Origin of the sequence: Fibrobacter sp. UWT2, assembly GCF_900142545.1 — a bacterium.
Taxonomy (GTDB): Bacteria; Fibrobacterota; Fibrobacteria; order Fibrobacterales; family Fibrobacteraceae; genus Fibrobacter.
In genome coordinates this window covers 83323-106692 of the sequence record NZ_FRBF01000009.1, presented here as the reverse complement: position 1 = coordinate 106692, position 23370 = coordinate 83323, and the positions used below count along the sequence as shown (strand labels likewise).

Annotated in this window: 18 protein-coding genes; 3 read left to right on the top strand and 15 right to left on the bottom strand. The window is 52.1% G+C overall.

Annotation, left to right across the window (positions count from 1 at the left end; genetic code table 11):
- Positions 1 to 16 precede the first annotated feature (16 nt).
- Positions 17 to 1186, bottom strand: coding sequence for a transcription termination factor NusA (gene nusA, locus BUA40_RS08230; protein WP_072800166.1), 1170 nt, complete (start codon positions 1184 to 1186; stop codon positions 17 to 19).
- A gap of 15 nt (positions 1187 to 1201) precedes the next feature.
- Positions 1202 to 1648 carry a ribosome maturation factor RimP gene (gene rimP, locus BUA40_RS08225; RefSeq protein WP_072800165.1) on the bottom strand — a complete coding sequence of 149 codons (447 nt, stop codon included), beginning with the start codon at positions 1646 to 1648 and terminating at the stop codon, positions 1202 to 1204.
- A gap of 256 nt (positions 1649 to 1904) precedes the next feature.
- Here rimP and BUA40_RS08220 point away from each other — a divergent pair, with 256 nt between their 5' ends.
- Entirely contained in the window at positions 1905 to 2117 is a 213-nt protein-coding gene (locus BUA40_RS08220; RefSeq protein WP_072800164.1) for a hypothetical protein, read from the top strand.
- A gap of 41 nt (positions 2118 to 2158) precedes the next feature.
- Here BUA40_RS08220 and BUA40_RS08215 read toward each other — a convergent pair whose 3' ends face one another.
- From BUA40_RS08215 to BUA40_RS08195, 5 genes are all read right to left on the bottom strand, one after another.
- Positions 2159 to 2875 carry an NUDIX domain-containing protein gene (locus BUA40_RS08215; RefSeq protein WP_072800163.1) on the bottom strand — a complete coding sequence of 239 codons (717 nt, stop codon included), beginning with the start codon at positions 2873 to 2875 and terminating at the stop codon, positions 2159 to 2161.
- On the bottom strand, positions 2872 to 3990 hold the full coding sequence (locus tag BUA40_RS08210; RefSeq protein WP_255369249.1) for a hypothetical protein: 1119 nt from the start codon (positions 3988 to 3990) through the stop codon (positions 2872 to 2874). Before BUA40_RS08210 ends, BUA40_RS08215 begins: the two co-directional genes overlap by 4 nt.
- Before the next feature lie 13 nt (positions 3991 to 4003).
- Positions 4004 to 4822: a M23 family metallopeptidase gene (locus BUA40_RS08205; protein WP_255369248.1), complete on the bottom strand. Its 819-nt coding sequence runs from the start codon at positions 4820 to 4822 to the stop codon at positions 4004 to 4006.
- Positions 4823 to 4928: 106 nt separating this feature from the next.
- Positions 4929 to 5603: an STAS domain-containing protein gene (locus BUA40_RS08200; RefSeq protein WP_143149741.1), complete on the bottom strand. Its 675-nt coding sequence runs from the start codon at positions 5601 to 5603 to the stop codon at positions 4929 to 4931.
- A 24-nt stretch (positions 5604 to 5627) separates the two neighbouring features.
- Positions 5628 to 6896 (bottom strand): PorV/PorQ family protein, encoded by a 1269-nt coding sequence (locus BUA40_RS08195; protein WP_072800160.1) that lies wholly within the window; start codon positions 6894 to 6896, stop codon positions 5628 to 5630.
- A 58-nt stretch (positions 6897 to 6954) separates the two neighbouring features.
- Here BUA40_RS08195 and BUA40_RS08190 point away from each other — a divergent pair, with 58 nt between their 5' ends.
- Positions 6955 to 7860: a tyrosine-type recombinase/integrase gene (locus tag BUA40_RS08190; RefSeq protein WP_072800159.1), complete on the top strand. Its 906-nt coding sequence runs from the start codon at positions 6955 to 6957 to the stop codon at positions 7858 to 7860.
- Here the strand turns inward: BUA40_RS08190 and BUA40_RS08185 are convergent, their stop codons facing one another.
- Genes BUA40_RS08185 through BUA40_RS08175 form a run of 3 tightly spaced genes read right to left on the bottom strand, consistent with a single transcriptional unit; the run spans position 7861 to position 11511 of the window.
- Positions 7861 to 8991: a hypothetical protein gene (locus BUA40_RS08185; RefSeq protein ID WP_072800158.1), complete on the bottom strand. Its 1131-nt coding sequence runs from the start codon at positions 8989 to 8991 to the stop codon at positions 7861 to 7863.
- 8 nt (positions 8992 to 8999) lie between these two features.
- Positions 9000 to 10181 carry a hypothetical protein gene (locus tag BUA40_RS08180; RefSeq protein WP_072800157.1) on the bottom strand — a complete coding sequence of 394 codons (1182 nt, stop codon included), beginning with the start codon at positions 10179 to 10181 and terminating at the stop codon, positions 9000 to 9002.
- A 13-nt stretch (positions 10182 to 10194) separates the two neighbouring features.
- The gene (locus tag BUA40_RS08175; RefSeq protein ID WP_255369251.1) at positions 10195 to 11511 is read right to left on the bottom strand and encodes an MATE family efflux transporter; all 1317 of its coding nucleotides are present in this window, start codon (positions 11509 to 11511) and stop codon (positions 10195 to 10197) included.
- Positions 11512 to 11667: 156 nt separating this feature from the next.
- Between BUA40_RS08175 and ychF the strand changes: the two genes are divergently transcribed.
- On the top strand, positions 11668 to 12765 hold the full coding sequence (ychF, locus tag BUA40_RS08170) for a redox-regulated ATPase YchF (protein WP_072800155.1): 1098 nt from the start codon (positions 11668 to 11670) through the stop codon (positions 12763 to 12765).
- Positions 12766 to 12938: 173 nt separating this feature from the next.
- Here ychF and BUA40_RS08165 read toward each other — a convergent pair whose 3' ends face one another.
- From BUA40_RS08165 to BUA40_RS08140, 5 genes are all read right to left on the bottom strand, one after another.
- Positions 12939 to 13547, bottom strand: coding sequence for a hypothetical protein (locus tag BUA40_RS08165; RefSeq protein WP_072800154.1), 609 nt, complete (start codon positions 13545 to 13547; stop codon positions 12939 to 12941).
- Positions 13547 to 15946: a formylglycine-generating enzyme family protein gene (locus BUA40_RS08160; protein WP_143149740.1), complete on the bottom strand. Its 2400-nt coding sequence runs from the start codon at positions 15944 to 15946 to the stop codon at positions 13547 to 13549. The genes BUA40_RS08165 and BUA40_RS08160 overlap by 1 nt, the downstream gene beginning before the upstream one ends.
- A 70-nt stretch (positions 15947 to 16016) precedes the next feature.
- Complete coding sequence (uvrA, locus tag BUA40_RS08155) at positions 16017 to 21320, bottom strand: excinuclease ABC subunit UvrA (RefSeq protein WP_072800190.1); 5304 nt, start codon at positions 21318 to 21320, stop codon at positions 16017 to 16019.
- 76 nt (positions 21321 to 21396) lie between these two features.
- A complete protein-coding gene (locus BUA40_RS14230) occupies positions 21397 to 22407 on the bottom strand; it encodes a fibrobacter succinogenes major paralogous domain-containing protein (RefSeq protein ID WP_143149739.1) in 1011 nt (336 codons plus the stop codon).
- A 23-nt stretch (positions 22408 to 22430) separates the two neighbouring features.
- Complete coding sequence (locus tag BUA40_RS08140; protein ID WP_072800150.1) at positions 22431 to 23366, bottom strand: magnesium transporter CorA family protein; 936 nt, start codon at positions 23364 to 23366, stop codon at positions 22431 to 22433.
- Positions 23367 to 23370 lie beyond the last annotated feature (4 nt).

Here is a 23370-nt window from a genome sequence, read left to right as displayed (position 1 = left end):
TGTTCCTTTTTTAAAATTAGCGAGCAGCCTTACGGTTCTGGTTCAAATCGGCAGCGGACGGAGAAGTAATCTTGGCCTTCGTTTCGTCGTCCTTCTGGTTCCATTCGTTTTCACCGAACACATCGAGGTTGCGCTGCACGAGTTCTGCAGCAAGCTTCACGTTCTGGCCGTTCTTGCCAATTGCCAGAGCGAGGTTTTCATCACTGATAATCACCACCGTGCGGCGAGTATCGGGCACGTGAATCAGCTTGATCACGTTAGCCGGAGTAAGAGCACGGGTAATGAAGGTATCCAGATCCGGGTTCCACTGAACGATGTCGATACGTTCGTTGCCGAGTTCGCGCACAATCGTCTGCACGCGGGCACCCTTCATACCGACGCATGCGCCGACCGGGTCAATCTTTTCGTCACGGGAGTACACGGCAATCTTGGCGCGGAAACCCGGTTCACGGGCAACGCCCTTGATTTCGACAGTACCTTCGTAAATTTCCGGAACTTCCTGACGGAAGAGTTCCTTGAGGAAGTCGCCATTGGCGCGGGAAAGCACTACCTGGGCACCGTTCTTGGAGGATTCTTCCACGCGGGCGATCACGGCCTTGATGGAGTTGCCCTGAGCCCAGCGTTCGCGACGGATCTGTTCACGAGCCGGAATCATAGCTTCGGTCTGCTTGCCGAGCTTCACGATGATATTACTTTGTTCAAGGCGGAGCACTTCGCCGCTCACCATGGTACCGATACGGCTACGGTAGGTGTCCATGATCTTCTGGCGTTCGGCATCGCGGATCTGCTGGTTCAAGAGCTGCTTTGCAGTCTGGATGGCCTGGCGACCGAATGCAGAAATAGGAATTTCCATTTCGAGGAAGTCACCCGGCTGAGCGTCTTCGTTGAAGTCGCGGGCTTCTTCGACCAGCATGTAACCCTTGTCGAGTTCTTCCACTTCGGAAGCGGTCATGTTCGGGTCGTAATCCGGATAGTCATCCACAACGGCCACGCGCAAGAACACATGGACTTCGTTGGTTTCAGTATCGAAATCCACATCGATTTTCTTTTCGATGTGCAAGTACTTGCGTGCTGCCGTCACCAAGGCTTCCTTCAAAGCGTTGATGACAATGGAATCATCCATATCCTTGGCTTCGACCACTTCTTTCAGCACATCGAGCAAGTTAACTTTCGGTTCGTTCTTCATAAAATGACCTTCCTATTATATTTGTACATCCACTTTCGCCACCAGCACTTCGCTGCGGGGCACGACCACGTCACCGGCATTGCCTTTAAGGGTGAGCGTCAAATTTTCTTCGTCAGCAGAAACCAGCTTGCCAACAACAGGCTTACCGGTACTGCGAGTCACCCGCAGGAATCGTCCAATATTGCGGGTAAAATCGGCAACCGACTTCAGGGGGCGGTCTAACCCCGGCGACGACACTTCCAAAGTGTAGGCACCTTCGATAATTTCAGGATCCAGGTCCAAGGCATCGGACAAGTGACGGCTCACGTTAGAGCAGTCGTCGATTGTCACCCCTTCGGGCTTGTCTATGTAAAGGCGCAGAGTCTTACGTTTGCCTGCGCGGAACATGTCCTGTTCCACCAATGTCACGCCAGCAGCTTCGCATGCCTGGGCGATAAGTGTATCCAATTTCTGGGCTACCAAATAGACCTCGTATAATAAACGGCGTTCGCATACGGCCCCGAAATCTGCTCATTTAAGCCTAAATCGGGTCCACGAACGTCAAGACAGAACAAATAGAGAAATTTTTTAGGGTCTAGGCAACCGGATTTTCAAGAAATGAGGGCGAAAACAGACGATTATGGATGTGGGATGACTAATGTTTATCCCACCGCCTACATCCAACTTCCTACTGTCTACTTCTTACTGCCTACTGTTCCATAATTGCTACATTTACACCATGGCTTACGTACTTTTGATTCTCGCTTCACTTATCGGTCTTGCTGGCTGCGCTTATTTTCTGCGCAAGAACATCCTTATCATTCGCGAAAAGAACAAGAATGAACCCAAGGCCTACAAGCGCAAGCTCAACTACGTGCTTACGGGACTCTGGTACGGCTACCTGACGGTTTTCTTCCTAGGCCTGACGATAAATAATATCGGGAACTGGTAACGAGCAATCAGCTCATTCCTCAGAGGCGCCTTGCGCCGAGCTCACACCTCGTTTCTCTTGAGCCAGCGTTCGTACAAGAAGAGCGCAATCAGATTTTTTCCATCGATAAATTCGTGGGCGGCCTCTTCGTAAGGCATCACCACGGTCTTAATCCACTCGATTTCTTCGGTATATTCCTGGTCCTTGCCGTCCATCGCCTTAAGCTGTTCCGGCGTCACGTCGCGTTCAATGGCGTACAGGCGAATGCGTTCATCCAAGAGCCCGCAGCTGGCGGCAAAGCCGTCACTTTTGCCCTTGTACCAGAAATCCATCAAGTCAATCAGTTCAGAATCATCGGCCTTGATTTGGGCTTCTTCTTCGAGTTCGCTAAGAGCTACCTTGCGGTAATCGCCCGTCCAGTCTAAAATTCCCGCCGGAATTTCGAGAGATGCCTGTTCGCTAATCGCAAATCGCGGCTGCTTTACCAGCAGCAAATACTTCTTGCCTTCACAGCGGAGTACCACCAAGACACCCACGGCATTGCCACGCACCAGCACGATTCCATGCACCGGGCGGCCATCCGGAAGTGTTGCCGTCGCGATAAGTTTAATGAATAGCGGCTGGCGGCCTTTACGCAAAAAATCCACCGACGAAAAGTGGACTTTGGTAACGATAAATTTCTTTTGAACGTTTTCGAGCCATTCCTTGTAAATGCGAGATTCAAGGATAATCGGGCGGTCCGCCTCGGCAATTTCAGGAGAATAGGTATATTCGATCATTTTTCTATCAGCGTATCAGGCGCAACGGTTGCGTCATTCCAAATTTTAGACAAAGTATCCAGCACCGTAACGCTATCGGAATCCGTTACCATTCCACCTGCCGACAAACTGTAGACCATCCAATCTTTCTTGGAATTCGGTCCGCAGAAAGTTTCTTCATCGTCTGGTGTAAACAGTTCTCGAATAAAGCGCGCACGGTTACCTACCGTAAAGTTGCTAATCGCAAAAGAGCTATAAGTTCCGCATTCCGGGATTTTCTCGGTATAGTAAGTGCTGTAATGCCAAATGGTATCAGGGCGATCCTGAACCTTTCCCAACGCCGTCGAATCGTTTTCCCACTTGGAATTAATGCAGTACGTCAGTTCGGAATCGGCACAGGAGTAATGCACCGGCACCAAGTTGGTATCGTTAATTTTCCAACTCGTCGGGTAAATGGTGTCGGCATTCGTTTCATCGCACACATCCACACGGTGCGTACAGGTCGACTTCATGGTACGCCAGTAGAACACTCGAGGCGTGAGCGAATCCAGCACGCGAAGGATCGTAGGAACGTCCTTGCCGTTCTTCTGGTCTTTTGTACGCAGGGGATATGCATGCGGATCAGCAAAAGAGGAATCCAGATACACGTAGAAGGTATCCTTCTTGATGTTTCCGCGGCGAAGAATAATGGAATCCAGCGCCGTATCCGCATCGTTTTTCACCTTGATGACGCCAACACCTTTCATCTGTTCCGACGTTAGCTGCATTTTAAGAGTCGTGTCGGGGCGGTAAAAAGGTGCGGCACAATCTTCGGCCGTTGCATGAATCGAAAGCGTCGGCGCAATCCACAGCACCGAATCGACCTTGTTGAAGGACAAATTTATGTCCTTCAGCGCACAGTTCGAAAACGTATACATCTTTCCCATGTCCAAATACAGAGTATCCTTGGACAAGTGAATCGTCTTGCCAGAATCTAGACGCGCATACGCAAAGAAACCATCACCATCGTAAGAAAAATCGTCTTCAGATACTTTCAAGGGACCGTCGGTACCTTTTTCGCAGCCCACAAAAAACAGGACGGCGCACAAGATCCACAGCAATCCAAAAAACATGTATTTAGAACGAAGACGGTTCATGAGACCAAAGGTATTAAAAACCGTTCAACTTTTCAAATGCCGCAATGGAATCTGGAGAGACCGGATGGGTCGAAGTGTAGAATTCATTCCAGCGAACGAATTGTCCATTCAGGCGGACAGACAAAAAGAAGGTGGCACTGTCTTTCGGCGAAAGCCTGCCGAGTACCGATTGAACGCCAACGGTATCGCCCACCGACAAGGAGTCATTCAAGGCGCCCATACCCGACGTTTTGCTGGTCACATTGTATCCGTGATCAATTTCAACAAAGTAACCTAAAGAATCTTTGCCCGATTCAAGAATACGGCCGGAAAGTACCGGATAAATCGGAGCCTCTCCAATACCGCTAAAGACATCCATAGCCAACAGGGATTCCTGGCCTTCGAAGTCAAAGCCTTCATCAATGGAAAGCGCAGACCATTCCAACGGAAGACGCGGGCATACCCCCGGGAACTTGCAACCCGTCGTCTTGGACACCCACATATAGGTGGAGTCTGGTTTCATATAACGTAAATAGACAGAGGTTACGCTGTCTTCGTGCATCACCAACAAGGGGCTTTCAATATTTTGCACCGGGGCAATCCAATGGAGTTTGGACTTTTCGGACTTGCGAAGCCCAGCCACGTAACGCAGGAAGGGGTTCGGCAAACGATGCACCGGAACAGAATCCACCACGATCCAGGAACACTGGGCAAGGCCCAGTTTTAACTGGAAGGGAGTTCCTCCGTAAGCCGCACAACGAGTCTCCCAAGTTTCAACGGGAATTTCTTCCTTGTTGCCCGGAAGCGGAAGTGCATCGGCGATTTTAGAAACAAGACCCGACCAATACGCCATAAAGGCGGCTACGGCTACGAGCACCAGTCGGATTAAAGGAAACTTATGTTGGTTATTGAAAGATTTACGCTTTCTTTTGTATTCTTGAAACTCAACAGGCATCGGACTAGATGCAGAAGAACGCGAGAATTCCGCCCACCGCTGCAAGCAACAAGAGTACTACAATAATAACAGTCTTTGCCGAAGACGGTTCGTCATCGAACGGAACGTCGAGACCCTTCTTATTGGAAGTATTTTCCTCGGGTTCTTCTTTAGCAATAGCGTTGAAGCTCTTGGTAAAGCGACGATGTGCGCCTGTATGACGATCCAAGTGTGCAGACGGAGCGCCTTCGATAGAACCCATGGTGCTACCCATATTCTGGGAGGCAACCGGAGCCGGTTCTTCAGGAACCACTTCGACTTCGGGCTTGCTTTCGGCGGGAGCGCTAGCCTGCAGCGAGAACGACATCATGTCTGCTTCATAAGCAAAAACCTTGATGTTCTTGTCGAGGCCGGCCTTCTTGAGGCCATCCAGAATCGTCTGGTTGTTTGTCAAAATGGCAAACATACCCTTACGATCGTCCATTTCCTGCTGGAACTGGATAAATGCATTATAAGCATCGCTATAGACAAAGTCAAGACCAGTCAAATCGACTGCCAAAAACTTTTCATCGGTCTTTTCAGCGAGTAAAGCGCGAACGTCTTTCTTAAACTGTTCTGCGTCAAAAGCCCCAATCGGATTCAGGGGGGCAGACAACAAATCAAAAATTCCAACTTCGCGATAATTCTTTAATTGGGGCATGCTAAAAATATAGACTAATATTGACTAGGGTTCAAGGACTTCATCGTCCGTTTCGACGATATTTGGCTTTTCTGGCCGATTTTGCACCTGTTCCGGCGCCGGGACGAGTTCTTCCACGGCGCTCTCAGAAGGCGCAGAGGACTCTGTAGCGGCAGGAGTTTCAGCCGCGGCCGGCGATTCGTAGGATTCCCGTTCCATGGCCTCGTAGGCGGCGTCGCTTTCTTCGGGTTCCTCGGCCACGACGGCCTTGGAACTTGCCTTAACTTCGGGCGTACCCTGCCTCGGGGCATGAGAGAACAAGTAAGGACTGATGCTCACGCTCACGCGATGCACCGGCGAAAGCACCGGATGGGATTCAAACGCGTAATCGACTTTTACAAATTTTGCAATAACTAGACCCGCACCCGCGGTCACGCTCTGGAGCGTGGTAAAGCTAGAGAGGCCTGCGCGCAGAGAAAGGCCGAAGTCAAAGGTGTATTCAAGACCCCCGCGACCGCCCGAAAGCCAGTCCAGCGGATCTTCCCAAACACGCTTACCGCGGCTTTCGTCCGTTTCGAAATCCAAATCACGGGCTTCACGGTGGAACAGGCCTGCACCCTGCCAGTAAACATTCAGCTTACCGTACAAGTAAGGCACCGGAAGTCCATAGCTGGCAGCAAGATAAAACTCCGGCGAAGTGTATTCAAACTCCCCCGACTCCCAGCTGGTCGCCGAAGAAGTCCAACCCTTCAAGAGGCCCGATACATAAAGTTCATCTACGGCGCGGAAACGAAGTCCGGCATCGCCACGGAAGCCCCAACCGGTCTGGTCCATATCGCGGTAAAGGCCATGGAAGCCAACACCCAATTCCAAGCGGTCAGTCAGCTTGCGGCCAAAGGTTGCCGAGAACACCCAGTCTGCAATAGAAAGGGTATTGTAGTTGGAACCTTCAGGCAGGGGCTCACCTTCTTTAATGTAAGGGATATCGTCTGCACCGAACCTGGAAAAAGAAATACCCAAGCCCTGACCTGCACCTAGCGGCACCACCGCCGAGGCGTAGTCATACTTTGTATCTTCATAGTATTCGGTATGTGAGAAAGAAGCCCACGCGTAATTGACATTTGCAAGCTGGTAGGGGTTAGACATGAGCCCCAGGTAATCGCCATCAACAGCCATTGTCGCAGAACCCAAAGCGGCAGAGCGCGCACCCGGTTCAATATCCAAGGTCGCATTCGCACCTACCACACGGTCGGCGGCAAAAGAACTAGCAACAGCAATTAAAGCAATACAAACAGAATTTTTCGCAAATGTCATACTTTGACCATCAAGATAGATTATTTTTGTTCCGTAGACCACATAAGAAGCGCTATAAATGAATCTTTCTGAACACATCGCAGGCTATTTGCAGTATATCGCGGATAGGCGCCGCTTTTCGCCACGCACGGTAGACACCTATCGCAAGTCGCTTACGAAGTTCATCGAGCATCTCGGCGAAGGCGCCGCTGAATTTCCACTCAACGCTTTCTCGGAATCCAGCGTCAAGACATTCGTATGGGACTTGAAGATGAAGCAGAAGCTTGCACCTACAAGCATTTGCGAACACCTGGCCGCCTTGAAAAGTTTCGGCAAGTACCTGGTCAAGAGTAAAATCGTCGAAAAGAATCCGGCCGAAAACGTTCCCATGCCCAAGCGCCCCAAGCGCTTGGTAAATGTTCTTGGGCAAAAGGACCTAGCCGAAGAAAAATTTCCGGAGCTCCCTGAAAAGCCGACGCTGCAACAAGTGCGCGCCCGCATTCTGCTAGAACTGATTTACGGTTCCGGACTACGTATTTCGGAATGCCAGAACCTTACTTGGGACCGCATTAACGAACATGATTTCCTAGTCCGCGTTCTCGGCAAAGGCAACAAGGAACGCATCGTTCCGCTGACCGAAAGTTTTATCGCACGCATCGCAAATTACAAGCAAATGCAACTAGAGGCAGGACACCTGCCGACTGCCACGGGCTACGTATTCTTGAGCGACGACGGCAAGCCTTTCGGCCTGCGCACGCTACGCAACGACATCCAGCACTTGCTTCGAGAAATCGGCTGGGAAGGCAAGGCTAGCCCGCACGTGCTCCGCCATAGCTTTGCTACGCACCTGCTCGAAAACGGCGCCGAAATCATGAGCGTCAAAGAGATGCTCGGTCATTCGAACATCTCCACCACTCAGGTTTACACTCATGTAAATGCAGAACGCCTGCGCGCCGCCTTCAAGAAGACGCACCCTAGGGCGTAATTAGAAGAAACTTCCCTTGATGCCGACGGCGATGGTCCACTGCTGGCCAAAGTCGCTCCAGTCCGGAGCATCCCACTTGCGCATCGGGGATTCGTCGTATTCATCCTTCGGATCAGCGGCGTTGCTCTTGTCATGCAGCGGCACCGAAAGGGCGAGGAACACCGGGAAGTCGGCATTCGAAAATTCAATACCGTAGGCAAACGCCACGGACCACGCCTGATGATCAGGGTCCGGGCGGGGGTCGTAGGTCCCAGCCTTTTCGGAGTTAATCCAAGCGACACCGAGCGGTATGGAGAAATTCACACCGAAACTCTGAACGATTCCCGGACGACCGCGGTAGCCGTAAGCAATGGAGCCACCTACGGAAGGCGGCGTATAAGCGCCCAAGTCGTTTTCGCCATAAGGCTTGAAGCGGTACTCGAAGCGTTTGCCATCGTGGTCCATGTCCTTCCAGTAAGAATCGTTGAATTCATTTTCACCCGAAATCAAGTGCATCGCAAACGGATGCGTGTAGCTTAAGCCGTAAAGCCAAATGCCCTTATCGGTATCGCGGCTGTAATCCCAGCCGAGCGTGAGCGAATACAGACCCGAGCCCTTCTGGAAGCTACTCGGCAAGATTTCTTCGGCAGCGTCGGTTCCGCGCTTGATATCGTACTGACCCGTCGGAATGGTGAGGCTTGCCGAAAGCGATGCGGCTCCCCCGCTACCGATGGTCTTGCTAAAGTCAATGCTGACATCGCCCAAGCCGCCCGTCGTGCGGTCGGTCGGAATCTGGTTGCTGCGGTACTGCACTTCGCCGCTGTGGCTCATCCACGGAATGGACACGCCAAGCTTGGTGGACCAAGTAGGCTTAATCGACAGATGCGGCGTAAACGACACGCCCGTAAAGTTTTGGCCTACGTTATACTTGGTAAAGACTTCGGCCTCAAGATAACCGCCAGAAACACCCTGGCCAATCCACTTGATTCCATCGCCAGAACCACCGCCGGAACCACCTGCACCGCAACCACCGATAGACTCCCACGGCGTTGCAACTTCTACAGGCGAATTAAAGCCAACATAAAAGGCTCCCGCCACAGCTGCAACCGCAGCAAAGCCCGACAAAATCCCGCTAAATAAATTCTTCTTCATCGTTTACCTCACGGGAGTTCCAGCAAAAATCCATTGTTTGTACCGGTCGCCAAATAACGGCCGTCGGGCGAACGCCCACCAATCATCGGTATCGGAGCAAGTTCAACGACATCGCCCACCCACGCAAAAGCAAGGTCAGACGGAGCTCCTGCCGCAAGCGAAACTTCGCGCATGGCAGTACGGCCGGCGCTACCGTTTTGCACAGACGCTTCGGACAAATCGTTCTTGTTCACGAACTGAGAGCCCTGCGGAAACTCAGTCCATTCCACGAACAGGCGACCGGCAAAGCTAAACCAATGGGGTTGCACCGGTTCCGAAATCATGCCCGTCGTTTTTTCAATTTCAATAGGCTTAGCGTTTCCTGACAATTCCTGGACAAAGGACTTCCAGCCGGTCATCGCGGAATTGATCATGTTGTAGACCACAAAATTTCCATCCGGAGAAATCAGCGGGCTATCCATCATCCAGCCATCTACGCCAGACGGTTTCTTGAGCGTCTTAGCACTCTTGGTTCCGCCGTTTGCGTAATCCACAAATACAATTTCATCTTTCTTGTTCACATAGACAAGGCGAACTTGATTCGTGCCAAAGAAGCCTTCTACCTTGGAATCGTCAGCCGAGGTATCACGCACCGCTTCCGGATCCACCCAAAGGTGCGGTGTAGCAAATTCGCTTATGTCTTTATCATAGAAGGAGAACTTCTTCTTGTCTGACACACGAACGGCAAACACGCCGTAATCCAGATTTTCACATGCGGCATTTCCCTTGGTGTCAAACGCGCGGAGAGCCACGATGTAGTTCGGGTGCGTACTCCATTCGGGATCCTGGAACTGGCAATCGCCCGCCTTGGTGTCGCGCATCAAGTACCAACGAACCTTGCCCGACGTATCAGACACCGAAAGACGGTCATGCTGCACCACCTTTGAAGTGGTGTACACCGAATCGGGAGCGGTTACATTCAGCTTGCCGCCAAAGTTCAACCAAAGCATAGATGCCGGATAATTCACCGTATCTTGCGACACCGACGGATTACAAATCTGCTTGCCGCCATTTACGGCAAAAAGAGCGCCCATTTCGGTAGTCGAAGAATTTTCTTTGGATTCTTCTTGGGCAACAAACTGTTCCGGCTCGTAAACGCAAGCCGAAAGCGCAAACAATAAAGACAATGAGGCGAATTTTAAATAACGCATTGTCCGAAATATACTAAAACTTGGTACGCCTCACGTGGTAGAAATAGATTCCCATAATCACAGAAATCGTAAGAATCCAGCTTATCGGGTAAACCACCATGAGCGAAGCGAAGGATTTGTACTTCGGGAACACGAAAATCACCCAAAGAATGCGTATTCCGCAGACGCCCACCATGCAGGTAAGGGCCGGAGCCAAGGACTTGCCCATTCCCGAAAGCGCCCCCGAAAACACGTCCAGGAACACGTTAATCGCCAAAAGACCCACCACCACATACATGCGGATAGAACCGATTTCAATGATTTCGGCATTAGACGTAAACACGCTCAGCATGGGTTTGGCAAAAATGCAGCAAAGGGCACTCAGCACGATCGTAGAAGAGCAACCCAACAGGAGCGTCCAGCGGACCGTACGGCGGCAGCGTTCCATATTCTTTGCTCCATAGTTTTGCCCGACAAAGGTAACACACGCCTGGGAAAAAGAACTCAGCCAGTAATACACCACAAATTCATAGTTGAGTGCCACAGCCGAAGCCGCCACTGTAGCAGAACCGAGGCTATTGATAGCCGACTGCAGGCACACATTGCTAAACGAGAATACGACGCCGCGAAGCCCCGTCGGGATTCCCACCCGCAGAATACGACTCAAGAAGAAAGGCGTTACGCGAAGTTTCCAGAATTCAAGTTTGAAAGGTCCCACCTCGTTTAACAGGAGATAGAACAAAGTAACGCCACTGATGATGTTGGCAAACACCGTCGCAATCGCCACGCCCGACACGCCCATGTCAAAGCCTGCCACCAAAATCAGGTTCAGCACCACATTCACCGCACCCGCCACCATAAGTACGTAAAGCGGGCGTTTGGTATCGCCCTTGCTACGCAAGACGGCCGACACAAAGTTGTAGACCATCACGAAGGGCATGCCCGCAAAATAAATTTGCAGATAGCGCACCGCCATATCCAACACGTCGGACGGCGTCGAAATCAGTTCGAGAATCGGCCTCGCGAAAAAGATTCCTACGAAAGAAAGGAATATTCCGCTAAAGAAAGCAACCATCACCGACGTGTGCACGCTGCGGGTCACGGAACGGTAACTGCGCTCACCAATGGAATTGGCCACCACTACGTTCGCCCCTACGGAAAGGCCAACGAACAAGTTGATTAGCAAGTTAATAACGAAGGTGTTCGCACCCACGGCAGCCAAGGCCTTGTCGCCCGCAAACTGTCCCACCACGGCAACGTCTGCCAAATTGAACATCTGCTGGAAAATGCTACTCAAGGCAATAGGGATGGCAAACCTCAGGATTTTTCTCCCGAGGGGGCCATTCAGCATATCTATATTCGTCTTTGACGAGCGCCCAGCCATACCTTACCTTAAAAACGGGCGTAAATTTAGATTTTCATAGGACTGCCTACAAGGGCATTTTTCTACCTTTACATCGCAAAAAAACGAGCGGCAGATAGGTAGCCGCCAAAACTGGAGATTATCATGGGTTTTAAATGCGGTATCGTAGGCCTCCCCAACGTGGGCAAGTCCACCATCTTTAACGCCATCACCAACGCCGGCGCCGAAGCAGCCAACTATCCGTTCTGCACCATCGAACCGAACGTGGGCATGGTGAGCGTGCCGGACAGCCGCCTCGACGAACTGGTCAAGGTCTACAATCCGAAATCCATCGTTCCCGCCGTTACAGAATTTGTGGACATTGCAGGCCTTGTAAAGGGTGCTGCCCAGGGCGAAGGCCTCGGCAACCAGTTCCTGACCCACATTCGTGAATGCGAAGCCATCATGGAAGTCATCCGCTGCTTCGACGACGAAAACATCGTGCACGTACACGGTTCCGTGGATCCGGTCCGCGACGTGGAAATCATCGAGACCGAACTGATTCTGAAGGACCTCGACTCTGTCGAAAAGCGCCTCGCCACCGAAGCCAAGGCTGCCCGTATGGGTGGTGCCGAAGCCAAGGCCCGCCTCGCCGCTTGCGAAAAGCTCCGCGACGCCTTCCAGGAAGGCAAGGCCGCCCGCACCGTGATGCACGACAGCGAAGAAATGGAACTCATCGTGAAGGACTTGGCTCTCCTCACTGCAAAGCCGCTCTTCTACTGCGCCAACGTCAAGGAAGACGACATTCTGACCGGCAACGCCTACGTGGACCAGCTGAAGGAATACGCCGCCAAGAACGGTCACGAAGTCATCATGATCAGCGGCAAGATCGAAGAAGAACTCTCTGCCATGGAACCCGCCGACAAGGCCGAATTCCTGAAGGAACTCGGCATGAAGGAATCGGGCCTCGACTCCGTCGTTCGCAAGGGTTACGAAATCCTCGGTCTCCGTACGTTCTTTACCGCCGGTGAAAAGGAATGCCGCGCTTGGACGTTCCACGCCGGCTACAAGGCTCCGCAGTGTGCCGGTGTGATTCACACCGACTTCGAACGCGGCTTCATCCGAGCCGAAACCTTGAGCTACGAAGACTTCCTGAAGCACGGCAGCTGGAACGCCGCCAAGGAAGCCGGCCTCGTCCGCACCGAAGGCAAGGACTACGTGGTACAGGATGGCGACATCATGTACTTCCTCTTCAACGTGTAATACACGAAAAAAAATTTAAAAACGCGGGCAATTCGCTCGCGTTTTTTCTTTTTCCTAATTTCTTTTTGCACCGACAGGCGCCCACGCAAATAATCCGTTCTAACTATAGGACACTACTTAAGGGAAGCGGATTATTAAGTGTCGGGAGGGTCTTAGGGAGGGCGTAGCCTTCCCTAACCTTTTTTCTTAGCGGCGCGTTTCGCCTTGATTTCTTCAATAATCGGGCGAACGATACTGGCAATGTTCATAGCCGTTCCAATCAATATCAGGAACGATGCCGCATGAATTCCCGGACCGGGTTCCACCTTCAACAAGGGCACTCCCATGGCAGAATTGATTTGCGCAAGTCTTGAAAGGAAGAACCACATGGACACCATCGTCAACATTCCCATAGTAATGGAGCCCAGCGGAGTCAGCCAAGCGAACAGGCCCGCGATAATGGCGCCCACGACAATTGCGTACAAGAAGGGCACAGGTTCCATCTTAGGGAAATGAGGCATGGTCTGCCGGAACTTTTCCATAGCGGTGGGGTTTCCGGTTTCCATCTTCTTCAAAATGCCCAAGGCCGGTTCCTTCAATTCCTGTTCCAGATCAAGACCCATGGCGAGTTCATAGAGGTTGGGCTCGGCCACTACGTCCTTTTCAGCACAAGAAACATTTGCCAGCGGCAAGAGCAAAGCCACAATAACAAGCAAATAGGGAATCGCGGTCAGTCTTTTGAAAAGGCGCATTTCGCGTGCGCCCTTAACAGGAGCTTCTTTTACATTTTGGCTTTCAGCCATTATTGTTTTCCTTCAAAGAGGTTTCTAGGGAATGCACAGCGGAAGCCGAGCCAGTCTGCCCAGTAACGCGGATCTTCGTCGTCGCGGTCAGTCAAGTTCAGAAGGTCTTCCTTATCACGCCAAGAGCCACCCTTGTAAATCTTGGTAGAGCCCATCAAGGCACCCGTCGGGTTGGAGCTTTCGACCCAGACAGAGAACATGAAGTACTTGTCCTTAGTCCATTCGGCAACGTTACCCGACATGTCGAAAATGCCCCAGGCGTTGGACTTCTTGGTGCTTACCGGCTGCGGGCCGTATTCGGGGCTCTTCTTGCCGCGGCTATAGGAGTTAGCCTTGTAAATAGCGTATAAACCCGGATTCGGGTCGTCGTCAAGATTCCAGAGGGCACCTTCGTTATTGTCGGCACGACCGGCAAATTCCCACTGGGCTTCGGTCGGCAGGTCGCCGCCAATAGCCTTGCAGAATTCCTGAGCGTCGGTCCAGGTAATATTGTGCACCGGATGACGGGGACCAGTAAAGGTAGAGCGGTCCTTAATGCGCTTCGTAGAATCCACCTTGGCCATCACATCCTTGAAGAACTGCTGGGTCACTTCAGTGGTATGGATTGCATAGGGGGACAGTGCCACGACCTTGCCCTTGTAACGGAAAGAACCGGAATCGATCAGGGCCACCGTACCACGGTCGCGATCGCGAATGACGCGCGGGACCTTCATGGAAACATCCATAACCACGCCACTTTCGTCAACCTTGAGAACCTTGGGCTTGGGTTCCTGCACCTTGTGGGCCGTTTCTTCCACCGGGCGGTTCAGCCATTCCTGAACCTCGGGTTCGTCAAAAATGTACTGCGGGAGTTCAAAGGCTCCTTGGCTCTTGACAGGCTTATCATTCACCACCAGTTCATGCTTGATATAGCGGTAATGGTGACGGCCCCTCAGATCGCCTTCATGGTAAATCCAGACGGGCTTGTTCCTTTCGATAGAGAAAAGAGCTCGAGAAGAGGCACCTGAAGTAAGCAGGGCAAACAGGGAATCGGCGGTATAGCCTTCGGCATTGCCAACCCAGGACACATCGTAACGATCGCCCTTCTTACCATAGTTAATGCGGACGGCAGCCATTCTGCACACACGCTTCGTAATTACAGGAGCTTCTTCTACCTTGGGCTGTTCGGCAGGGGCCGGGGCGGCAGCTGCTACAGCGGAATCCTTAGCTGTCGAATCCTTGACCGTAGTATCCTTGGGGGCATTAGCCTTTGCAATGGAATCCTGCTTGGCGCGTTCGCGCATAGCGACAGAATCGATTACATCTTCGCAGAGATTTTCGTCGTTAACCGCTTCAATAGACGTGGGCACGAGGGAAACGCTATGAGGAAGAGCCTGTAAGCTGTCGATTTTACGGCGCAGGGCCACATTCACCACGCTGGCAGAGCCCATTCTGTTCATGCGCCAGTAAAGTTTGGCTTCGTCACGCTTGCCTTCATAACGTTTGCGATACTGGACATAAACGCTATCATCAGAAGAGACTCCCAGCAGGAGGGGCTTGCGGAGTTTCGGGTACATCTTGTCAAATTCGTTGGTGTCCACCTTTTCAATAGAGTTCTGGACATCATGAGTCAGAACATCAAATAGGTGTTCCGATTCTTCGAGAGTCTTGGCGACGGCAACCGCATGCAACGTGACCGTGGTCGTAGCCTTGACCTTGGAGGCGGTATCTACAACCGGCAACTGCGGTTTAAGTTCCACCATGGAACCGCCAGGGACGGAAATAGCATCCACATAGGGCAGGTAATTCGGAGCAGAGAAAGAGAAAGCATACATCCCCGGATTCATGGGGTACAGCAGAGACGGGACTTCTTTCATAGGAGTCGTCAGAGAAATCGCTTCTAGCCCCTTGATATCGGACTTGATAGAAACGATACCCGGGCGATCCGTTTCCTGGATAGTCTGCCACTGGCCATTTTTTCTGAAATAAAGTTTGGGCACGCGTGGAGAATACAGATATTCCTTATCGAAGTAAATATCGGCTTCGTCCTGGAAGGCTCTGGAGGTCTGAGAGCCGTAGAAACGCAGAAGCATGACTTCGGCCGGTTTCAGGTAGTTGTCTGCCAGGCTAAAGGCATGGAGTTTTTCGAAATTCTTGACATTGATAGGACCGGAGAACCAGAGGTATTCCTTAGGGCCCTTCTTATGACGCATGAACATAATGTTCGGGCGGAGGGGAACCATCGGAGCTTCCGACAGGATCATGGTTTCCTTTTTGACAATCGCCATATTGGCGACAGGCTCCATCAGAACACCCTCTTTAAACATAGTGGGAGGAATCCTGAAATTCTTGTCGCTATCAGCCGCCCAAATCATCATCGGCATCAGCAACAGAAGCGGAAGCATTCGTGTAAAGGACATATTTTCTCCTATTTTCATATCAAATTGAAATATAAAAATATTTCAATTTTCTCACATAAAGACACCAATACTAGCCTTGATTCGCCCCCATTTTGAGCAAATAGCCGCCTTCGGAGCCTCCGACAGGGCCTAATTCCACCTTCCAGTCCGAAAGACGGATGATATCCGGGTGATGTTCGATGACGATGACGGTATCGCCACGGGCAGAGAGTTTACGGAGCATATTCCAGAGAATTTGAATGTCCTTAAGGTGGAGTCCCGTGGTCGGCTCATCGAGCAGGTAAACCATTTCTTGAGCAGGTTTGCGGGCAAGTTCTGCCGCCAATTTCAGGCGCTGGGATTCGCCGCCGCTGAGCGTCGTCACAGATTGTCCGAGTTTCACGTACGGGAGGCCCACATCGCGCAGGCATTCCAGCTTCGGCAAGATTTTCGGCTGGTCCTTGAAGAACTCGCAGGCTTCGGCCACGCGCATGTCGAGCACGTCGGCGATATTCTTGCCCTTGAATGTCACGGTGAGGGTTTCCTGATTGTAGCGCTTGCCGCCGCAGACATCGCAGACTTCCCACACATCCGAAAGGAAGTGCATTTCTACCGAGATGGCGCCGCGGCCTTCACAGGCCTCGCAGCGGCCGCGAGCCAAGTTGTAACTGAAGCGCCCGTAATCGAAGCCTTTCAACTTGGCTTGCGGCAGTTTGGCGAATAGCTTGCGTATGTCGTCAAACACGCCCGTGAAACTCGCGGGCGTGCTGCGAGGAGTCCCCGAAATCGGGCTCTGGTCAACCAGCAGAACTTCGCCGTTCTGCTTTTTGCGACCGCGAGCCTGGAATTTCTTCTTGAGCCGCGGATAGATTTCGTCCATCACCATGGAACTCTTGCCCGAGCCAGACACGCCGCAGACGACGCTGATGGCGCCCTTTGGGAATTTTACAGACAAATTCTTAAGGTTATTATGATTCAACTTATCGAATTCGTAGAATTCCGTGGAATCGGTAATGGGTTTTGCCGCAATCTCGTTCGCCATCGGAATGGTATGCGTCAGGTACTTGACCGTTTCGCTGCGCGGGAACTGTTGCAAGGCATAAGGCTTGGCAAGCTGTTCCGGAGAGCCTTCGGCAACCACTTCGCCTCCGAACTCGCCCGCCGCTGGGCCCATATCGATAATATGGTCCGCCGCCTGCATCATCTTCATATCGTGTTCCACGACCACCAGCGTATTGCCGAGGTCGCGCAAGCGATAAAGCGTATTGAGCAACATGGCTGTATCGCTTTCGTGCAAGCCTACCGTAGGTTCGTCAAGCACGTAGAGCACACCTTCGAGGCCGCTACCAATCTGGCTAGCCAGGCGAATGCGCTGAGATTCACCGCCGGAGAGCGTGTCACCCGCACGGTCAAGGCCGATATAGCCGAGGCCCACACCCTTCAAGAAGTTGAGGCGGCCCACAATTTCGCGGAGCAAGGGTTCGGCGACAGTCATCTTGCCATCGGGATTTTTATCCTTCCCGAAGTTGTCGCGTTTGAAGTTTTCGTTGCTGAACCATTCGAGCGCCTGCGCGATGCTCATGTGGTTCACATCCATAATATTCTTGTTGCCGATGCGAACCGCCAGATATTCCGGCTTCAAACGTTCGCCGTGACAATCCGGGCAAACTTCGCCATCTTTAAAATGACCGAGGCCAAGACAGGTCTCGCAGGCGCCCCAGTGCGTGTTAAAGCTGAAATGCTTGGGATTCAAGGCTGAATCCATGTACCAGCCGCATTCAGGGCAGCCCGGCTTTTCGGAGCAGGCCAAGCGACCGCCCTTTTCGTCTTCCACATAAAGGATTCCGTTGCCGTCGCGGTAGCCGCGTTCAAAGGCTTCTACCAAGCGGGCGCGGTTTTCTTCCTTGACCACCACCGTATCAACGACGGCGAATAGTTGCTTTTCACGGGTCGGAATTTTCGGCAGCGGGAGTTCCACGAGCTTGTTGCCGAGGTAAACCTTGCGGTAGCCTTTTTCCGTGAGAATCTTGGAAAGCTTCAGCACGTCCTTGATTTCGAACGGTGCAAGCACCATGACTTTCTTATTCAAGTCGCGGTCAAAGGCGTATTGCATCAGGTCGCCCGCGCTATACGAAGACACAGGCTTCCCGCATTTCAAGCAATGCGGGGTGCCGACCCTCGCCCAGAAAATGCGGAAGTAGTCATAGATTTCGGTGAGGGTCGCGACCGTACTGCGCGGACTCTTGCTCGCACTCTTCTGGTCGATGGCAATTGCCGGCGCGAGGCCCGAAATGGAATCGATGCTTCCGTGGTCGGGTCGTCCGAGGAAGCGACGAGCGTAAGTGCTCAAGGTTTCCACAAAGCGGCGCTGGCCTTCGCTAAAGAGCGTATGGAAAGCGAGGCTCGACTTGCCAGAGCCCGAAACGCCCGTCACCACCGTAAGCTTGTGCCGCGGAATCGTCACGTCGATGTTCTTGAGGTTATGCTTACGGGCTCCATGCACCTCGATGTCAAGCGACAAGTCTTCGCCGCCCTTGAGCGTGCGGTCAAAGTGGTGGTTTTCGCCATGCTTTTTCGCAAGTACTGGCGCAAGGTACTTACCCGTTTCCGACTTCTTGCATTTGGCAATCTGCTCCGGCGTACCCGTCGCAATGATTTTACCGCCGTGGATACCCGCATCAGGACCCAAGTCAATAATCCAGTCGGCGCACTTGATTACGTCCAGGTTGTGTTCGATAATCACGACGCTGTTGCCGAGGCTACGCAGGCGATTCAGGCAATCCATAAGCTTGCGGATATCCTCAAAGTGCAAGCCCGTCGTCGGTTCGTCGAGCAAGTAAAGCGTTTTGCCTGTACCCGGGCGGCGCAATTCGGAAGCAATCTTGATGCGCTGCGCCTCTCCCCCGCTCAGTGTCGTCGAAGGCTGACCCAAAGTCAGGTAGCCAAGTCCCACTTCCACGAGCAAGTTCAGCGGTTCTGCAATCTTCGGAATATCCTTGAAGAATTCCGCCGCATCGGCGATGCTCATATCGAGAATTTCGGAGACGTTCTTGCCCTTATAATAGACTTCGCGCGTAGCATCGTTAAAGCGCTTGCCGCCGCACACATCGCAAGTCACCTGCACGCTCGGCAAAATGTGCATATCCACGATTTTCACGCCCGCGCCTTCGCAGGCATCGCAACGGCCGCCCTTCACGTTAAAGCTGAAGCGACTCTTGCTGTAACCGCGAATCTTACTTTCTTCCATGCTCGCGAAAAGATCGCGCACATCGTCCCAAATCTTGGTGTAGGTTGCCGGATTGCTTCGCGGCGTGCGGCCAATCGGCGTCTGGTCGATTTCAATCACCTTGTCGATATTCTCGAGGCCTTCCAGATGATCAAACTTGCCGACCGGTTCTTCAGAATTGTAGAATACACGGGCCAATTCGCGGCGCAGAATCTGATTAATCAGCGTACTCTTGCCGGAGCCCGAAACGCCCGTCACCACCGTCAACGCACCGTCCAACGGAATTTCCACATCAATATTCTTGAGGTTGTTTTCGGCGGCGCCACAAATCTTTAATTTCGGCGTATTCTTGTCAATCTTCTTGCGGGTCGCAGGAATTTCAATCGCCTTGCGGCCGCTCAAGTATGCACCCGTCAGAGAAGCCTTGTTCTTTTCCAGCTCTTCAACAGTTCCCGCCGCAATCACGCGACCGCCCTCTACGCCGGCACCCGGCCCCACGTCAATCACGCAGTCCGCATGGCGCATGGTATCTTCGTCGTGTTCCACGATAATCAGGCTATTACCCTGCGCCCTCAAATGCTCCAGCATCCCGAGCAGTTTATCGTTATCGCGGGGGTGGAGCCCGATGCTCGGCTCGTCAAGCACGTAAAGCACGCCTTGCAAACCGGCGCCCACAGCGCTAGCAAGCCTGATTCGCTGCGCTTCGCCGCCACTCAAGGTAGACGCCTTGCGGTTAATCGTCAAATAACCGAGCCCCACCGCATTGAGGAACGAAAGTCGCCCGCGGATTTCCTTCAAGATTTCCTTGCCGATTCGCTTTTCCTTTTCGGACAAGTCAATCTTGTTGAAAAATTCCACCGACTTCTCGACGGACCATTCCGTCATCTCGGTCAGATTCACTCCATGGAACGTAACCGCATTTGCCGTGCGGTTGATTCGCGTGCCGTGACATTCGGGGCAAACGCCAATCTGCATATACTTACGGAAGTGGTAAATATGCCACATGTCCCACAGTTCCTGCATAATCGGGATAATGCCACGCTCCGATTCGCTCGGCGTTCCGTACAAGACGGCATCCTGTTGCGCCTTCTTGAGCTTGTTCCACGGCGTGTCCAGCGAAAAATGCATCTCGTTTGCGATATTACGCAAGTTGCGGCGGCCGAAGTCGCTGAAAATCAGCGTACCGTCGTCCTTCTTGATGGTCGCAATGCAGCCATCCTTAATAGACTTCGTCTTGTCTGGGATAATCAAGTCCAAATCGAACTTGTAGCTTTCGCCCATGCCCTTACAAGCGGGGCAACGGCCCTTCGGATCATTAAAGCTGAAGAATCGAGGTTCCAATTCTGGAATAGAAATGCCGCACTTGGGGCAAGCGAGCAGCGTACCCTGCAGGCGATATTCTTCCTTCGCTCCAGTCTGCGACGCCTCCCCCGCACCTGCGGAACCGCCCGCGGCCAGCAAGAAACTCACGAGTTTTCCGTCGGTCAGTTTCAACGCGCCTTCCAACGCCTCGCGCAGGCGGCTCATATTCTTGCGTTCCAGCGTCAAGCGGTCAATCACCGCTTCAATGGTATGCTTCTCGTAACGCACCAGCGCGGGGACATCTTCCAGACGGTAAATCGTGCCATCCACACGGGCACGCACAAAGCCGTTTTCCTTGAGTTCGGCGAGTTCCTTGCGGTATTCACCCTTGCGCTCCTGCACAATCGGAGCCATCACCGTAATCTGCTTGCCCTCGTCACTTACATACAAATTATCGACAATCTGGTCCACCGTCTGCGCCTGAATCACACGACCGCAATCGGGGCAATGCGGCACGCCCAAGCGCGCAAAAAGCAAGCGGTAATGGTCCAAAATCTCGACAACCGTACCCACTGTGGAACGCGGGTTGCGGTTCACAGTCTTCTGGTCAATCGAAATCGTCGGCGAAATGCCGCGCACGCTTTCCACCTCGGGGTGCTTCATGCGACCAATGAACTGGCGCGCATACGCCGAAAGCGACTCCACAAAGCGCCTCTGGCCTTCCTGGAACACCGTATCGAACGCAAGACTCGACTTGCCCGAGCCCGAAACGCCGGTCACTACCACGATGGAATCGCGGGGAATAGAAAGGTTCACATGGCGGAGGTTATGTTCGTGCGCATCGCGGATTTCAATCGACTTAGTCATGATGCGCAATATAGAAAAAGACGGCCCAGCCGTCTAATTTTTAGTGAACATTTGTGTATATTTTTAAAGAAAGGTTCTACTCCGCCAGGATTTCGATACAGCGGACCGAGAACGCCATGGTTTTGTAATGGTAAGACTCATCGACCCTGTCCGCAGAGTACATAGACACATAGTCGCCATAGGTATCGCCAGAATTTTTCCAGAAGTAGGCGCTTTTGCCTAATTCGCTATACTTACCGTCATTGTTTCTTGAACCTGCAGGAAGTGCCGAAAAGCCTAGCGAATCCGTACCGTTTCCATCGTTACCGAAACCGTCCTTAAACCACCCAATCGTTGATTTCAGGATCCGGCCCGCTGCACTGGTACCACCACAAGAATCAAGCAACTCCTGCCATTCTTCCGGATAAGGCAAACGCCAGCCCTCAGGGCACGCAACCTTTGCCGCTTTCCACGTATAAAGACGGCCCAATACATTGCAACGTTGTTTTACATCTTCATAGCACCAGCTTTCGTCTTTTACCGGATCGCCGTTATAGTTCAAGTTTTGCGCCATCCACCTGCGGTTTGCTATATTCACGACGTGATATACTTGCCAGTCACGTACATCAACTATCAAATCGTAAGCAATATTGGGATTCAAATAGTCTTTTGCCAGAATACTCCAGTCCCACACATTGATAACAGCATCAGCAGATGAAGATTCCAGAATATCAGAAGATGATGCCGGGGTGGCAGAAGACGAACTTGCAACAACCGAAGAGGATGACATAACCGGATTAACGGCAGAAGACGAGCTCGCTACAACCGAAGAGGACGACTCCAAAACAGCAGATGAGGATGACGATTTCCTTTTGGGCATTGAAGTTGAAGTCCCTGGCTGCTGGAAATACAGAACACCGTCTTTTGCCTCGGGGATTCCGTCAAGTTCAGAAACTTCGGAGGAATCCGGCAGTTCGCCCTCGGGGTCGACTTCATAAATTACAACGGAATCAACATCGTGCGCATAATCGTTTTCACTGGAACACGCCCAAAAAAGCAGTGAACCCGAAAGCGCAAGCAGCGATATTCCAAACAAATAGTTTCTCAAGTCCCCACCTACCAAGAGCTAATCTATTTACGACGCATCCAGAAAGCGAGGAAAGCCAACACTGAGAGGATACACACGGCGATAATCAGCCAGAAGGCCATCGGCGAACCGACTGTCGCATCTCCGTTCATGCCGAAAGGCAACTTTACGTTCATGCCGAACAAACTAGCGAAGAACGTCGGGAGAGAAATAGAAATCGTCACGATCGTCAAGTTCTTCATCAGCGTGTTCACGTTATTGCTGATGACGCTTGCGCGGGCATCCATCATGGACGTCAAAATGTTGGCGTAGATTTCAGCTTGCTGCAAACTCTGACGGTTTTCAATCACGATATCGTCCAGCAGTTCCCGTTCGCTTTCGCTCCAGTTCAGGCTGCGGCCAATCTGCAACTTTTTCAGGAGCGTATCGTTACTGTTCAAGGCGCTCACGTAGTAAATCAAGCCCTTGTTCAAGCTGAACATCGAAAGCAGGTACTTGTTTTCCATGGCGGTACGCAGCTTCTGTTCCAACTCGTCGTTGATGCGGTTGATAATCTTCAAGTGTTCATTGAAGTGGAAGATAGCGTAGCTCAATACGCGGAGCACAAAAGTGTTCAGGCTATCAATCTTCGAGAAGCGCTTTTCGTCCATCACCGGGATGTCAGAGTCGGTCAGGAGCAGCACCCAGTCCTTGAAGATGAAGATACCGAAAGATTCTACACGGAACTGGAAGTTATCGCTTGCCGAATAGTTCTTCGGCTTTTTAAACACGATGGTCGTAAAATCGTCGTCGTACTCGATACGGGAAAGTTCGTCCGAGTCGAATGCAGAGGCTATAGTATGTTCAGTAATCTCATACTCTTTAACGAGCACACTTCGTTGCTCTTGGCTCAAGGAACCCATCATCACGATGTCGGCTGCGTCTTCGTTCGGAGCGCTGGCGAGGCGCCCTGATTCGATTCTGTAATACTTCTTGAGCATAGGA

Bases quoted from the DNA above. Each gene is read 5' to 3' on its own strand.
- BUA40_RS08185 (WP_072800158.1), bottom strand. From the start codon at position 8,991: ATGAAGAAGAATTTATTTAGCGGGATTTTGTCGGGCTTTGCTGCGGTT.
- ychF (WP_072800155.1), top strand. From the start codon at position 11,668: ATGGGTTTTAAATGCGGTATCGTAGGCCTCCCCAACGTGGGCAAGTCC.
- BUA40_RS08195 (WP_072800160.1), bottom strand. From the start codon at position 6,896: ATGACATTTGCGAAAAATTCTGTTTGTATTGCTTTAATTGCTGTTGCT.
- BUA40_RS08175 (WP_255369251.1), bottom strand. From the start codon at position 11,511: ATGCTGAATGGCCCCCTCGGGAGAAAAATCCTGAGGTTTGCCATCCCT.
- BUA40_RS08165 (WP_072800154.1), bottom strand. From the start codon at position 13,547: ATGGCTGAAAGCCAAAATGTAAAAGAAGCTCCTGTTAAGGGCGCACGC.
- BUA40_RS08190 (WP_072800159.1), top strand. From the start codon at position 6,955: ATGAATCTTTCTGAACACATCGCAGGCTATTTGCAGTATATCGCGGAT.
- uvrA (WP_072800190.1), bottom strand. From the start codon at position 21,320: ATGACTAAGTCGATTGAAATCCGCGATGCGCACGAACATAACCTCCGC.
- BUA40_RS08140 (WP_072800150.1), bottom strand. From the start codon at position 23,366: ATGCTCAAGAAGTATTACAGAATCGAATCAGGGCGCCTCGCCAGCGCT.
- BUA40_RS08160 (WP_143149740.1), bottom strand. From the start codon at position 15,946: ATGTCCTTTACACGAATGCTTCCGCTTCTGTTGCTGATGCCGATGATG.
- nusA (WP_072800166.1), bottom strand. From the start codon at position 1,186: ATGAAGAACGAACCGAAAGTTAACTTGCTCGATGTGCTGAAAGAAGTG.
- BUA40_RS08205 (WP_255369248.1), bottom strand. From the start codon at position 4,822: ATGGCGTATTGGTCGGGTCTTGTTTCTAAAATCGCCGATGCACTTCCG.
- BUA40_RS08210 (WP_255369249.1), bottom strand. From the start codon at position 3,990: ATGAACCGTCTTCGTTCTAAATACATGTTTTTTGGATTGCTGTGGATC.
- BUA40_RS08180 (WP_072800157.1), bottom strand. From the start codon at position 10,181: ATGCGTTATTTAAAATTCGCCTCATTGTCTTTATTGTTTGCGCTTTCG.
- BUA40_RS08215 (WP_072800163.1), bottom strand. From the start codon at position 2,875: ATGATCGAATATACCTATTCTCCTGAAATTGCCGAGGCGGACCGCCCG.
- BUA40_RS08220 (WP_072800164.1), top strand. From the start codon at position 1,905: ATGGCTTACGTACTTTTGATTCTCGCTTCACTTATCGGTCTTGCTGGC.
- BUA40_RS08200 (WP_143149741.1), bottom strand. From the start codon at position 5,603: ATGCCCCAATTAAAGAATTATCGCGAAGTTGGAATTTTTGATTTGTTG.